Below are 14,999 nucleotides of genomic sequence, written 5' to 3' on the forward strand. Positions count from 1 at the left end.
TCTCAGTCTGAAAACAGTTTAAGAAATACATAGTCCGCGGTGTGCGGGCAGGTAAGGAGTACAAAATGAATTTAGATTTAAAGATTGTTTTACCGGTAGTGATAGCATTCTGTATCAGCGTGGTGCTGTGCCCTATAGTTATACCGTTCCTGAAGAAGCTCAAGTTCGGTCAGTTTGTCAGGGATGACGGCCCACAGGCACATTTGAAGAAGGCCGGAACACCAACCATGGGTGGACTTATAATCCTTCTGTCACTTACGATCACGACGCTTATCTATATGAAGAAATATCCGGATGTCCTTCCGGTGCTTTTTGTGACACTTGGATTTGGACTTATCGGATTTATCGATGATTACATCAAAGTTGTTATGAAGAGATCAATGGGACTTCACGCATGGCAGAAGATGCTCGGACAGATTGTCGTTACGGGAGTATTTGCATATTATGTAGAGAAGTATTCAGATATCAACAATGAGCTTATAATACCATTCCTTGGCAAGACGGTTCAGCTCAACAGCACACTCTATGTGATACTGTTGTTCTTCATCGTGCTTGGAACAGTTAATGGTGCGAACTTCACAGATGGACTTGACGGACTTGCGTCATCAGTCACGGTTCTCATAGCCACATTCTTTGCGGTTGTAGCAGTGGGAACAGACTCAGGTGTTGCTCCGGTTGCCTGCGCAGCGGTTGGATGTCTTCTTGGCTTCCTTGTGTACAATGTGTACCCTGCAAAGGTATTCATGGGAGATACAGGTTCTCTGGCACTCGGTGGATTTGTTGCATCAACAGCGTATATGCTCAAGATGCCTATATTCATAGTTATAATAGCTTTCATATACTTCATTGAAGTATTATCAGTTATAATACAGGTTGTTTCATTCAAGCTTACAGGCAAGAGAGTGTTCAGAATGGCACCTATACATCATCATTTTGAGCTCGGGGGATGGCCTGAGTCAAAGGTCGTTGCTATATTTTCTATAGTGACTGCAGTCCTCTGTGTGGTAGGTTTACTGGCTCTGTAATGTAGAAAGGAGAAAATGGTGCAGTGGTGCACCATGGTGAAATGATATGGAGATCAATACAGCGATAGTAGCAGGAACAGGAAAGAGTGGAATCAGTGCAACCAAGCTTCTGGTAAATCATGGAGTAAAGGTTTATCTGTTCGATGAGAACAAGGACAGAGATATAGAGGCGATAAAGGAGAAGACAGGCGATTCAGAGCTTGTTCAGATAGAACTCGGTGAGCTTGGAGAGGATGCCCTCTCATCATCACAGCTCATGGTCATCAGTCCGGGAATCCCTGTTGATGCGCCATTTACAGATGTGGTGAGAAATGCGGGAATACCTATCTGGAGTGAGATAGAGCTGGCATACCATTATGGTAAGGGTAAGATAGCAGCCATAACAGGAACAAACGGCAAGACTACAACTACAGCCCTTGTGGGAGAGATAGTCAAGGCACACAATGCCAAGACCATCGTTGTGGGAAATATTGGAATACCTTACACAGAGCTGTGCGACACAACAGACGATGATTCAGATACAGTTGCAGAGATAAGCAGTTTCCAGCTTGAGACGGTTATAGATTTTCATCCGAATGTCAGTGCAATACTCAACCTGACTCCGGATCATCTGAACAGGCACTATACATTTGAGAATTATGGAAATGTAAAGTTTTCAATAACAAAGAATCAGACCATGGATGATGTGACAGTCCTCAACTATGATGATGAGCATACACGCGCCATGGGAGAGAAGGCAAAGGATCATTGCCATGTAGTATATTTCAGCAGACTGGAGAAGCCGGCCGGTGGAGTATATGTAGAGGATGGGGATATCATCCTCGAGGATGGCGATAAGAAGATCAATGTACTTGCCATTAAGGATCTTAAGCTCATGGGAGCTCACAATGTTGAGAATGTTCTGGCAGCAGTTGGAATATCATATTATATGGGAGTCCCTGTTGATGTTATCAGAGATGTTGCAACATCATTCAAGGCTGTTGCTCATAGAATAGAATATGTTGACACCATCGATGGTGTCGCATACTACAATGATTCAAAGGGAACAAACCCTGATGCAGCCATAAAGGGAATACAGGCCATGGTGGCTCCTACATTCCTCATAGGTGGAGGCTATGACAAGGGTTCTGAGTACGACGAGTGGATAGAGGCGTTTGACGGCAAGGTAAAGTGGCTCGTTCTCATAGGCCAGACTGCGCAGAAGATAGCTGACTGTGCCAAGAGACATGGATTTAACTCAATTATATTTGAGGAGAATCTTCAGGATGCGGTAGCATATTGCCATGAGAATGCGGTTGACGGAGATGCGGTGCTTCTCTCACCTGCATGTGCAAGCTGGGGACAGTTTGACAACTACGAGCAGAGAGGCGATATGTTCAAGGAGTATGTAAGAAGCTATAAGGAGTGATCTGATTGCATGGAGGTCCTGAGGTTTCAGAAGATAGAGTGAGAGATGCACGAAAACGGTGTCCGGGAGGATATGTGGATGTGACCATGCTCCTGGCGCTGGGGATGATTCTGATATTTGGGCTTGCCATGATATACAGTACGAGCAGTTACAGGGCGTACGACCTGTACGGAGATCAGATGTACTTTTTTAAAAGACAGGCACTTTATATGTTGCTGGCGATCCTCGCCATGTACATAGTGTCAAGATATGACTACAGGCGGCTGCTCAGGCTGTCTGCGGTCATTTTGCTGTCATCACTTGTTCTTCAGGTGGTGGTGCTGATAATAGGAACGGCCAGCCATGGGTCAGCAAGATGGATATATATTGGACCTATAGGATTTCAGCCATCAGAATATGCCAAGACGGCGATCATAATCTACACCTCGGCGAGGGCTGCCGTGGAGAGCAAAAATCTGTGCAGACCGGGCTGCCTTATAAAGGTAATGATCCTGCCCGTGATCACCATAGCCCTGATCGGTGTGGAGAATCTCAGCACGGCTATAATCTGTTTTGCAATCCTTTTTGTAATATTGTTTGTGGGAAGCCCCAGGGTCAGACATTTTGTTCTGATCGGTATATTTGGTGTTGTCGGGAGTGTGCTTTTCATAATGTTCGCAGGCTACAGGGCGAACAGAGTCAAGATATGGCTTGATCCTGAAAATTACGCAGATGGCTATCAGACGGTTCAGTCGTTATATGCCGTTGGTTCCGGTGGACTGTTTGGAGTGGGCTTTGGGAGAAGTGTCCAAAAGATGGGGTTTATTCCGGAGTCACATAATGATATGATATTCTCAGTCGTGTGTGAGGAGCTCGGAATTGTCGGAGCGGCATTTATACTTATCATTTTTCTTATATTACTTAGGCGGATGGCTGTGACGGCCATGAATGCCAGAGACAGATTTGGAAGCATGCTCACAGCGGGAGTGATGGCACATGTGGCGGTCCAACTGCTGATAAATGTGAGTGTTGTCACGAATACCATTCCGCCGACAGGTGTGCCGATGCCATTTGTCAGTTATGGCGGAAGTTCGATAATTTTCATTCTGATGGAGATGGGGATAGTGATGTCCGTATCCAGAGGAATTTCGTATGACGAAACAGACATATGACAGATCCTTTAAAGGAAGATTTGAATGGAAAACAACAATAGACGAAATGTTAATAAAAATAGAATGAGCAGAAATGTTGATGTTGCGCAGACCAGACGTGAAAGCGGCTATGTGGATGTCATGACCGGAAAACGCCTCGACGGAAGGGTCAAGGTTCCGGTTGATAAGAGAAGACAGCAGACAGATAGCCGCAATGGACAGCGGAGAGCAGACGGAGATATGCGCCGCAGGACGGATGAGCAGACACGAAGAAGGCCTGATGGGGAGCACCGCAGAACAGGCGAACAGGCGCGCAGAAGGCCTGATGGGGAGCACCGCAGAACAGGCGAACAGGCGCGCAGAAGACCAGACGCAGAGCGTCGCAGATCTGACGAGCGGGTGCGCAGAAGACCAGACGGAGAGCGCCGCAGATCTGACGAACAGGTGCGCAGGAGACCAGATGGAGAGCACCGCAGATCTGATGAGCAGGTGCGCAGGAGACAGGATGGAGAGCGTCGCAGATCTGATGAGCAGGTGCGCAGGAGACAGGATGGAGAGCGTCGCAGACCGGATGACCGGATGCGCAGAGAGGATGCAGAAAAACGCAGATCCGAGGAGAGACGCAGGCGTAAGCAAGATCAGGCGGTTGCTGCAAAAAAGAAGAACAAGAAAAAACGCAAAAAAGAGCGCAGAAAGCTTACCCCGGAGGAGATAGAGAGAAAGAAGAAGCTGCAGGCGGAGAAACTTGCCAGAAGAAAGGCGAGACGTGAGAAGGCAGCAAGGATATTCAAGATAGTTCTCAAGATACTTCTCATTCTGGTGGTGCTGTGTGCTATAGCGTTTGTATACATACGTACATGTTATAAATTGAAGTCCATAAAAGTGACCGGAACTGATCACTACACTGACCAACAGATGGTCGATATCGTGACCGGCGGTAAGAATTATGGCAATACGCTGCTGTTTATACTTGAGAGCAGACTGAATCCTGCCCAGGATGTAACCTTTATAGATAAGATAGACGTCACATATGTGAACAGGAATTCAGTAGAGATCACGGTGTACGAGAAGGCCATGGCGGGCTGCATAAAGTACAACGATCAGTATGCATATTTTGATGGCGACGGTATCGTGCTCGAGATATCCGATGCAAAGCTTGATGATGTTCCTTGTATAGAGGGACTTACAAGTGACAGCGTGGAGCAGGGAAAGAAGCTTGATGTCGGCGATTCGGGATTCTTCCAGGAGATACTGACTATGACACAGCTCATTTACAAGAGCGGAATACAGATAGACAAGATTACTTATGACACAGATCAGAATCTCATACTTCACAAGGATGGAATAAAGATCAGGATCGGCGACGGTGAAAACCTGGAGACGAAATTCATGAATCTTGAGAGCATACTTGAGAGCGTGAAGGGTAAAAAGGGAACTCTTGATATGTCGAATTACAGTGAATCGCAGAGGAACGTTATCTTTAAAGAAAATAAATAAAAAATTTCTTGCGTAATGATATAAAAAATCGTATTATATAGGTACTAATGCGATAAAACGGTCAGCTTTTGAGCAGATGACAATGATTGATGGATAAAGAATAAGTATATAAGGAGGATGCAACCGTGCTTGAGATAAAATCAAATGACGAGAGAACACCGGCAAGGATTCTTGTAATTGGTGTCGGCGGTGCAGGTAACAATGCTGTTAACAGAATGATCGATGAGAATGTTGAGGGAGTGGAACTTATCGCTATCAATACAGATAAGCAGGCTCTTTCACTCAGCAGAGCTACAACAAAGATCCAGATAGGTGAGAAACTTACCAAGGGTCTTGGTGCTGGTGCAAAGCCTGAGATCGGTGCCAGCGCTGTAGAGGAGAATAGAGAAGAGATCGTAGACATCATCAAGGACGCCAACATGGTATTCGTAACATGTGGTATGGGTGGTGGAACAGGAACAGGCGCTGCCCCTGTCGTTGCAGAGATGGCACGTAACCTTGGTATCCTCACAGTCGGAGTTGTCACAAAGCCATTTGGTTTTGAGGGTAAGCCTCGTATGAGAAACGCGATCGAAGGTATAGAGAGACTTAAGGAGAATGTGGATACACTTATTGTTATCCCTAACGACAAGCTCCTTCAGATCTGTGATAAGAGAACAAGTATTCCTGATGCGCTGAAGAAGGCAGATCAGGTACTTCAGCAGGGTGTTCAGGGTGTTACAGACCTTATCAATAAGCCGGGTCTTATCAACCTTGACTTTGCAGATATACAGACAGTTATGAGAGATAAGGGTATCGCTCATATCGGTATAGGTTCAGCAAGCGGAGAGAACAAGGCTGTTGACGCCATCAAGGAGGCTATGGATTCACCACTTCTTGAGACAACCGTTTCAGGTGCAACAGATATCATCGTAAACTTCTCAGGTAACATTGGTATCGTTGAGGCTTATGATGCTGTTACATATCTTACAGAGCAGGCTGGAGATGGAGTCAACATCATCTTCGGTACAGTTGACAATGACAACATGGGTGAGGATATAAGCATCACGATCATTGCTACAGGTCTTGAGAGATCAGGCGAGAGCGATGTCACCGCAAGATATGCAGGTACTGCATCTCCTATGGGAACAATGACCACACCTAAGCCAGCAGTTACAACAACACCTGCTGCAGAGCCAAAGACTGCTACATATGCAGGCCAGAGCCTTGGGACACACAGCACTCAGACAAGCACAAGACCATCGTTCCTCGGCGGTCAGACAACTGAGACTGCTCCGGCAGCAAAGCCAGCATACACAGCACCTGTGACACCAGCACAGCAGACACCTGTAACATCAACACCAGTTGAGCCGGCACATGTGTCAAGACCAAAGACAGAGAGTATCAAGATTCCTGATTTCCTCAAGAAGAGATAAGGAAGAGATCGGAAGATTTTTATAGGTAAGTATAAAACGGGTAATTTCGAGAGAAATTATCCGTTTTCTTCAATAAGGAGGCAGAAATATGTTTTATGTTGCAGACCGAACAGAGATGCAGGAGATAGACAGGCTGACCATAGAGGAAAAGGGTGTGCCAGGGATCCTGCTTATGGAGAGAGCTGCGATCACCGTGCTGGAGGAGATAAATTCCAGACTGAAGTCTATAAACGCGGACAGAAAATTAAAGTGCCTTGTGGTTGTTGAAGGCGGCAATAACGGCGGGGACGGACTGGCTCTTGCGAGACTCCTGTACCAGCAGGGAGATATTGTCCATGTCTGTTATATAAATGGAATATCGAGAGTAAGCGACAGCTTTTCATATCAGCTTGAAATAGCGAAAAAAATCGGCATACAGGTGACGGATCACATCATTGACAGTGATTACGATGTGGTTGTGGACGGAATATTTGGCGTCGGACTCAAGCGTGATGTGGCGGGAATATGGAGAGAGACCATAGAGACGATGAACGGACTTGGCGGCTTTAAGGTTGCCATAGATACCCCGTCAGGTGTGGATGCCAGCACGGGGCAGATCATGGGATGTGCATTCAAGGCAGGTATGACGGTCACATTTGGACTGAATAAAAGAGGGCTGATATTTTATCCCGGCTGCGAGATAAGCGGAGAGGTCGTTGTGAGAGACATAGGATTTGCACAGGCTGAAGTGGACAGAGTACACCCGGTGGCATATTCCTACAACAGAGACGATCTGTGCATGCTTCCGGGACGGAGTGATTCATCAAATAAGGGAACATATGGAAAGCTTGCGGTGATAGCTGGAAGTAGAGACATGTCTGGTGCCATGACATTTGCGGCGGAGGCTGCATACAGGATGGGAACAGGGCTTGTGAAGATATACACACATATCGACAACAAGGAGATAGCAGGAGTAAGAATTCCTGAGGCAGTGCTTATGTGCTATAGCAACAAAGATGAAGCGGAGCAGTGTGCAAGGGATGCCGTGGAGTGGTCGGATGCCATACTGATCGGTCCTGGTATAGGAAAAGGCGATGCGGCAAGGAGCATGGTGGAATATATTATGTGCGAGGCCGTGCAGACCGTGATCGCGGATGCGGATGCCTTGAACATAATATCCGAAAAGCCCGATATTCTTGGAAGACACAGAGGACCGGTGATCGTAACGCCACATATAGGAGAGATGTCAAGACTTACAGGCGTCGCCATACCGGATATAAAAAAGAATATATTAGAGGTGTGCAAAGACTTTTCGATGGAGTATAATGTTGTAAGTGCGCTGAAAGATGCCAGAACATGCGTAAGTGACGGCAGGGATGTGTACATAAACACATCCGGTAATAACGGTATGTCAACTGCGGGGGCAGGGGATGTGCTTGCCGGGATAATAGCTGGGCTTGTCTGCACCGGACTTGGTGCGTATGAGGCTGCGAAGCTGGGAGTATATATACATGGGTTGGCAGGAGATATGGCGGCAGAGCACAGAGGAAGAAATGCAATGATAGCCAGGGATATAGTGAGCGCTATATCGGAGGTTATAAAAGGAGCAGAACATGATGGACAACAGTAACTTTAACAGAGTGCAGGCTGTGATAAATCTTGACAATATAAGGGATAATATCACGGCTATGAAGAGGCTTATAGACGGTGATAAGAAGATGCTGGCGGTCATAAAGGCAGACGCCTATGGACACGGCGCTGTCGAGGTGGCAGAGGCACTTGATGATCTGGTGGATTTTTTTGCAGTGGCATTCATCGATGAGGCTTTGGAGCTCAGAAGAGCAAATATAGATAAGCCCATATTGATACTGGGCTACACAGATCCCTCGGATTACGAACTGATTCTCAGATATGATGTTAGACCTGCCATGTATGAGGTGGACGATGCACAGAAGCTCTCGGATCTGGCGGTGAGCATGAATACAAAGGCAAAGATCCATATCAAGGTCGATACAGGCATGGGAAGAATCGGATTCACATGTGATGAAGATGGCGTGAAGAACATAGAAAAGATCAGTCAGATGCCGGGCATAGAGATAGAGGGGATATTTACCCATTACGCAAAGGCTGATGAACTCGACAAGACCGCTGCAAATGGTCAGCTTGAGAAGTTCAGGTGGATAAACAGCCAGCTTGAGGCACTTGGAATACACATACCTGTAAGGCATATATCTAACAGTGCGGGTATCATGGAGATGGACAATTCGGATTTTGATATGGTCAGATCGGGAATAGTCACATACGGACTTTATCCATCAGATGAGGTAGATAAGAATATAGCGGCTTTGAAACCTGCTATGAGACTTATGTCCAAGGTTATATTTGTGAAGGACGTAAAAGCCGGAACAGGTATAGGATATGGATGGTCCTATATAGCGGATCATGATATAAAGGTTGCGACGGTGTCGGCAGGATATGCCGATGGATACCCAAGAGCACAGTCCAATATAGGCCGAGTTATCATCCATGGAGAGTATGCTCCGATCATCGGAAGGGTGTGCATGGATCAGTTCATGGTTGACGTGAGCCACATTGATGGTGTAAAAGTAAGAGATGACGTAACTCTCATCGGACAGGATGGAGACAGAGAGGTAACTGTCGAGGAGGTGGCAGCGCCTGCCAACAGCTTTAATTACGAGCTGGTATGTAACATATCAAGACGAGTTCCGAGAACATACATAAGGGACGGCAGAGAGCTTGGACAGGTAAACTATCTTCTGGATTAACGAATAACCGGTACTGTCATGGGCAATACTTTTTTTAGAGTGGAATACATACTATATAAGTATATAGCCACATTCAATGAAAGTATTTGTGGGGTGAACAGAATTGGTGATCAGACGTGGGGATATTTATTACGCGGATCTAAGACCGGTGGTTGGATCGGAGCAGGGAGGCATACGACCTGTTATAGTAGTTCAGAATGAGGCTGGGAACAGACACAGTTCCACGGTCATAATAGCTGCGATAACCAGCAAGATGAAGAGGCCAAAACTTCCAACACATATCATGCTTGATTCTTCAAGCTGTGATATAGCGAAGGATTCCGTCATATTGTTGGAACAGCTCAGGACTATAGACAAACAGCGCCTGAAAGAAAAGGTGTGTCACGTTGACGCTGATGTGCTGAGGCGCGTTGATGAAGCTCTGAAGATAAGTCTTGAACTGGCATAAAATAATATATGAGGTGATACAGACTATTATATGAAGATTTTTAACAAAAAATCAGAAGAGGAAAAGGTAGAAGAAGAGATCATATCCATGGTGAACGAGGGAAATGAGCAGGGACTTATAGAGGACTCTGAGGCCCAGTTTATTACAAACATATTTGAGTTCACTGACAAGGAGAGCAGAGATGTGATGACGGCCAGATTGAACGTCATGGCTATAGACAAGAACTCTGATCTGGACGAAGTCATGGAGATAATGATAGAGAATAACTATTCAAGATATCCGGTGTATGACGGTGATCTTGACAACATAGTTGGAATAATCTATTTCAAGGATTTTGTGAAGGAATATCTGCGCGATAAGACGAAATCACTGGCTGAGATCATGGTTGAGGCTACATTTGTACATCCTACGTACAACATAGCAAAATTGTTCCGCAGGATGCAGACGGCAAAGATACATATGGTCATAGTTGTGGATGAGTATGGTCAGACAGAGGGAATCGTGACCATGGAGGATATTCTGGAAGAGATAGTCGGCAACATACTTGACGAGTACGATGACGCCAGCGAGGATATCAAGAAGCGTGGCGATATGTACATAGTCAGTGGTAAGGCTGAACTGGATGAGCTGAGTGACGTTCTGGGGATAGAATTCCCGGACGAGGACTTCCAGACGCTGAACGGATTTCTGCTGTATGAGCTGGGGAGACTTCCATATGCGGATGAGGAGATAGAGATAGTGTATCAGAACTACAGATTCACTTCCCTGTCGGTAAATAACAACATGATCGATGAGGTAAAGATCACAAAGGTTGAAAAAACACCGCAATAGTGTTAATATACGTAACTAGTAATCAAGAGAAAGAGGAGAATTAACGATGTCAGGACATTCAAAATTTGCGAACATCAAGCACAAGAAGGAAAAGAACGATGCAGCAAAGGGTAAGATCTTCACAATCATTGGTAAGGAGATCGTGGTAGCAGTAAAGGAAGGCGGAGCAAATCCTGAGAACAACAGTAAGCTTCGTGATGTAATCGCCAAGGCAAAGGCAAACAACATGCCTAACGATACTATCAAGCGTGGTATCGAGAGAGCGGCAGGAGATGCAAACTCAGTAAACTATGTAGTGAATACATATGAAGGCTACGGTCCTAACGGTACCGCCATCATAGTAGACACTCTTACGGACAATAAGAACAGAACAGCAGCCAATGTGCGTAACTGCTTCACAAAGGGTGGCGGTAACGTAGGTACAACAGGCTGTGTATCATATATGTTTGATCACAAGGGACAGATCATCATTGCAAAGGAAGACTGTGATATAGATGCAGACGACCTCATGATGATGGCACTGGATGCAGGAGCTGAGGATTTCTCAGACGAGGATGACAGCTACGAGATCATCACAGCACCTGAGGATTTCTCGCAGGTAAGAGAGAGCCTTGAGAAGGAAGGCATAAAGATGGCTGAGGCTGAGCTCACAATGATACCTCAGAACTATGTTGATATAGACGATCCTGAGGTTGTCAAGAAGTTCACAAGGATTATAGATATGCTTGAGGAGGACGATGACGTTCAGGCAGTATATCACAATGCAAATCTTCCGGAAGAGGACGATGAGGACTGATATATAATTGCAAGGGATATGATAACATTGGTAACAGACAATTACTCAGATAATCAGCGCCATTGCAGCATAGCTTGAAATAGAACTTCCGCACCTTATATATGGTGTGGAAGTTCTATTTGAGTAATGACGACATGGATGGTATCTGTGTCTGTTATATACGGAATGAGTATTGTTAGGAGAAGAGATGAAGGGAATACTTAGATATCTTAAGGGCTATAAGAAAGAGTCCATACTTGCCCCGCTTTTTAAGATGTTGGAGGCAACATTTGAATTGCTTATCCCGATCGTCATGGCAAATGTAATCGATGTCGGTATAGCAGGGCGTGACATAAGCTACGTTGTGAAGATGTGTCTCGTCATGATACTTTTGGGAATTATCGGTCTGGTGTGTTCTATCACCGCCCAGTATTTTTCGGCAAAGGCTGCTACAGGATTTGGAACAGCACTTCGAAATGATCTGTTCAGGCATATTACATCACTTTCATACACAGAGATCGACAGCATAGGAACATCCACACTGCTCACGAGAATGACCAGTGACACGAACCAGGTACAGACAGGAGTCAACATGGTGCTCAGACTGTTCCTCCGTTCACCGTTCATAGTGTTCGGTGCCATGATCATGTCATTCACCATCGACGTGAAGTCGGCCATGACATTTGTGGTGACCATACCGGCACTTTCAATTGTTGTGTTCGGTGTTATGGCACTCAGCATACCTCTGTTCAAGAAGGTGCAGAACAGACTGGACAGAGTCACACTGCTCACCCGTGAGGGACTTGAGGGCGCGAGAGTTATCAGAGCCTTCAACAGACAGGACAAGGAATTTGAGGAGTTTGACAAGTCCACGGATGACCTGATGAAGTTCCAGCTCCTTGCAGGACGTATATCAGCGTTCATGAATCCTGTCACTTATGTGATAATCAATCTCTCAACCGCAGCTATAATCTGGATCGCAGCGGGACAGACAGATGCGGGAATCATCACACAGGGAAAGGTCGTCGCACTTGTCAACTATATGTCACAGATACTCGTCGAGCTCATCAAGCTCGCAAACCTTATCGTGACGATCACCAAGGCTGTTGCCTGCGCAAGGAGAATAAATGCGGTCATGGATCAGCAGCCATCCATAACGGATGGATCAGGCAAGGCAGCAGGATCACCGGCAAATGCTGTAAAGGTAAGCTTCAGGGATGCAAATCTCAGATATGCTGGGGCCGGAGCAGATTCCCTGTCAGATATAACATTTGACGTGGCACCGGGCGAGACTGTGGGAATCATAGGCGGTACGGGTTCAGGAAAGAGTTCTCTTGTAAACATGATCCCAAGATTTTACGATGCCAGCCAGGGAAGCGTGTGCATAGACGGAGTTGACGTAAAGGACTACACCCTGGACGAGCTCAGGCATAAGGTCGGAGTGGTACCGCAGAAGGCTGTATTGTTTGCCGGAACAATAGCAGACAATATCAGGTGGGGCAAGCAGGATGCGACTGAAGCAGAGATAGACGAGGCGCTTGAGATAGCCCAGGCCAAGGAGTTTGTAGACGGCAAGGAGAATGGAATATACTTCAAGATCACCCAGGGGGGCAAGAACCTGTCGGGTGGACAGAAGCAGAGGCTTACCATAGCCAGAGCGGTCGTCAGAAAGCCTGAGATACTGATACTGGATGACAGCGCATCGGCGCTAGATTTTGCAACTGATGCGGCTCTCAGAAAAGCAATCAGGGAGAAGACAAAGGGCATGACTGTATTCCTTGTGTCACAGAGAGCGTCGACCATCATGAATTCGGATAAGATCATCGTCATGGATGATGGTCAGATAGCCGGGATAGGAACCCATCGGCAGCTGCTTTCTAACTGTGAGATATACAGGGAGATATGTCAGTCACAGCTTTCGGAGGAGGAACTGTCTCATGAGTAAAGATAAAGGGAATAAATCAGTAAATAAAAAGACGATACTCAGAATACTGAAGTATATCAAGAGATACAGGTTCCTCGTGGTTCTGTCTCTCATATGTGCAGCAATATCGGTCGTGCTCACACTGTATGCACCTATCATCATGGGACATGCAGTTGACAGGGTCGTTGGACCGGGAAAAGTAGATTTCACAGGACTTAAGGGAATGCTTGCAAAGCTTGTTGTGGTGGTCATCATAACGGCTGTTGCACAGTGGATCATGAACGTCCTCAACAACATAATCACATACAGGGTGGTTAATGATGTAAGAACAAAGGCATATGAGAAGCTTGGCAGCCTGCCGCTCTCATATGTGGATTCACATACACACGGAGACATAGTCAGCAGGATCATAGCTGACGTAGACCAGTTCTCAGACGGACTTCTGATGGGATTTACACAGCTATTTACAGGAGTTATGACTATAGTAGGAACACTGTGCTTCATGCTGTCGATCAACTGGATCATAGCCATTGTGGTCGTATGTATCACTCCGGTATCACTCTTTGTTGCGTCATTCATAGCAAAGAGAACATACAGTATGTTCAGGAAGCAGGCTGAGATCAAGGGTGAGCTCACATCCCTTGTAAATGAGATGGTTGAGAACCAGAAGGTAGTCACAGCATTCTCCATGGAGGATGAGACCTGCGACAGATTCCAGGAGGTCAATGGAAGACTTAATGTGGCAGGACTTCAGGCTACATTCTTCTCATCGATAACAAATCCTAGTACAAGATTTGTCAACAGCCTCGTGTACACAGGCGTTGGAATCATAGGTGCCATAACAGCTATAAAGGGCTTTATATCAGTTGGACAGCTCACAAGTTTCCTGAGCTATGCAAATCAGTATACAAAGCCGTTCAATGAGATATCAGGCGTTGTCACAGAGCTTCAGAACGCGCTGGCATCCGCTGCCAGAGTGTTTGAGCTTATAGACGAGGACCCAGAGGCTGCAGAGCCTGCTGGCGCACACGAGCTCACAGACGTTCACGGTGAGGTGGACCTTAAGAATGTTGACTTCTCATACAACAAAGATGTGGAGCTCATCAAGAACCTCAACCTGAATGTGAAGGATGGACAGAGGATAGCCATAGTAGGACCTACAGGCTGTGGTAAGAGTACAGTCATCAACCTGCTCATGAGATTCTATGATGTGGATGCGGGAAGCATATCCGTGGATGGATATGACATACGAGAGGTCACAAGAAAGAGCCTCCGCGGCAACTACGGAATGGTGCTCCAGGAGACCTGGCTTAAGAGTGGCACGATAAGGGACAATATAGCATACGGAAGACCGGACGCAACGGATGAGGAGATCGTCGAGGCTGCAAAGCAGTCACATGCACACAGCTTTATCAAGAGACTTCCTGATGGCTATAACACATATATAACAGAGGATGGAGGCAATCTGTCACAGGGACAGAAGCAGCTCCTATGTATCACAAGGGTTATGCTTGATCTTCCACCTATGCTCATACTGGATGAGGCAACATCATCCATAGATACAAGAACTGAGATAAGGATACAGAGGGCGTTTGCCAAGATGATGAAGGGCAGAACAAGCTTCGTGGTTGCACACAGACTGTCAACCATCAAGGAGTCGGATGTCATCCTCGTCATGAAGGACGGACACATCATCGAACAGGGAAATCACGAGACACTGCTTGCAAAGGGCGGCTTCTACACGAATCTGTACAATTCCCAGTTTGCAAGATAATACAGAG

12 protein-coding genes are annotated in these 14,999 nt (G+C 46.2%); all 12 read left to right on the forward strand.

Going from position 1 to position 14,999, the window contains the following annotated elements; translation table 11 throughout:
* The first annotated feature begins 65 nt into the window (after window positions 1-65).
* The 12 genes from mraY (at window position 66) to GT575_RS05905 (ending at window position 14,992) form a co-directional block, all read left to right on the forward strand.
* Window positions 66-1,025, forward strand: coding sequence for a phospho-N-acetylmuramoyl-pentapeptide-transferase (gene mraY / locus GT575_RS05850; protein WP_022217211.1), 960 nt, complete (start codon window positions 66-68; stop codon window positions 1,023-1,025).
* A gap of 46 nt (window positions 1,026-1,071) precedes the next feature.
* A complete protein-coding gene (gene murD / locus GT575_RS05855; protein WP_055223901.1) occupies window positions 1,072-2,433 on the forward strand; it encodes a UDP-N-acetylmuramoyl-L-alanine--D-glutamate ligase in 1,362 nt (453 codons plus the stop codon).
* 5 nt (window positions 2,434-2,438) lie between these two features.
* Window positions 2,439-3,584, forward strand: coding sequence for an FtsW/RodA/SpoVE family cell cycle protein (locus tag GT575_RS05860; RefSeq protein ID WP_022217213.1), 1,146 nt, complete (start codon window positions 2,439-2,441; stop codon window positions 3,582-3,584).
* 24 nt (window positions 3,585-3,608) lie between these two features.
* A complete protein-coding gene (locus GT575_RS05865) occupies window positions 3,609-5,060 on the forward strand; it encodes a cell division protein FtsQ/DivIB (RefSeq protein ID WP_055279855.1) in 1,452 nt (483 codons plus the stop codon).
* A 125-nt stretch (window positions 5,061-5,185) separates the two neighbouring features.
* Entirely contained in the window at window positions 5,186-6,475 is a 1,290-nt protein-coding gene (ftsZ, locus tag GT575_RS05870) for a cell division protein FtsZ (protein ID WP_022217215.1), read from the forward strand.
* Window positions 6,476-6,563: 88 nt separating this feature from the next.
* Window positions 6,564-8,084, forward strand: a complete 1,521-nt coding sequence (locus GT575_RS05875; protein WP_161171696.1) for an NAD(P)H-hydrate dehydratase — start codon at window positions 6,564-6,566, stop codon at window positions 8,082-8,084.
* A complete protein-coding gene (gene alr, locus GT575_RS05880; protein WP_242849635.1) occupies window positions 8,068-9,240 on the forward strand; it encodes an alanine racemase in 1,173 nt (390 codons plus the stop codon). The genes GT575_RS05875 and alr overlap by 17 nt, the downstream gene beginning before the upstream one ends.
* Before the next feature lie 103 nt (window positions 9,241-9,343).
* Complete coding sequence (locus GT575_RS05885; protein ID WP_055144003.1) at window positions 9,344-9,688, forward strand: type II toxin-antitoxin system PemK/MazF family toxin; 345 nt, start codon at window positions 9,344-9,346, stop codon at window positions 9,686-9,688.
* Window positions 9,689-9,718: 30 nt separating this feature from the next.
* Window positions 9,719-10,519, forward strand: coding sequence for a hemolysin family protein (locus GT575_RS05890; protein ID WP_015533162.1), 801 nt, complete (start codon window positions 9,719-9,721; stop codon window positions 10,517-10,519).
* A gap of 46 nt (window positions 10,520-10,565) precedes the next feature.
* Window positions 10,566-11,315 carry a YebC/PmpR family DNA-binding transcriptional regulator gene (locus GT575_RS05895; RefSeq protein ID WP_015533161.1) on the forward strand — a complete coding sequence of 250 codons (750 nt, stop codon included), beginning with the start codon at window positions 10,566-10,568 and terminating at the stop codon, window positions 11,313-11,315.
* 187 nt (window positions 11,316-11,502) lie between these two features.
* Window positions 11,503-13,239 (forward strand): ABC transporter ATP-binding protein, encoded by a 1,737-nt coding sequence (locus GT575_RS05900; protein WP_161171697.1) that lies wholly within the window; start codon window positions 11,503-11,505, stop codon window positions 13,237-13,239.
* Entirely contained in the window at window positions 13,232-14,992 is a 1,761-nt protein-coding gene (locus GT575_RS05905; RefSeq protein WP_161171698.1) for an ABC transporter ATP-binding protein, read from the forward strand. Before GT575_RS05900 ends, GT575_RS05905 begins: the two co-directional genes overlap by 8 nt.
* Window positions 14,993-14,999: the final 7 nt, after the last annotated feature.

The organism is Coprococcus sp. BIOML-A2 (genome assembly GCF_009875795.1).
Classification (GTDB): domain Bacteria; phylum Bacillota; class Clostridia; order Lachnospirales; family Lachnospiraceae; genus Coprococcus; species Coprococcus aceti.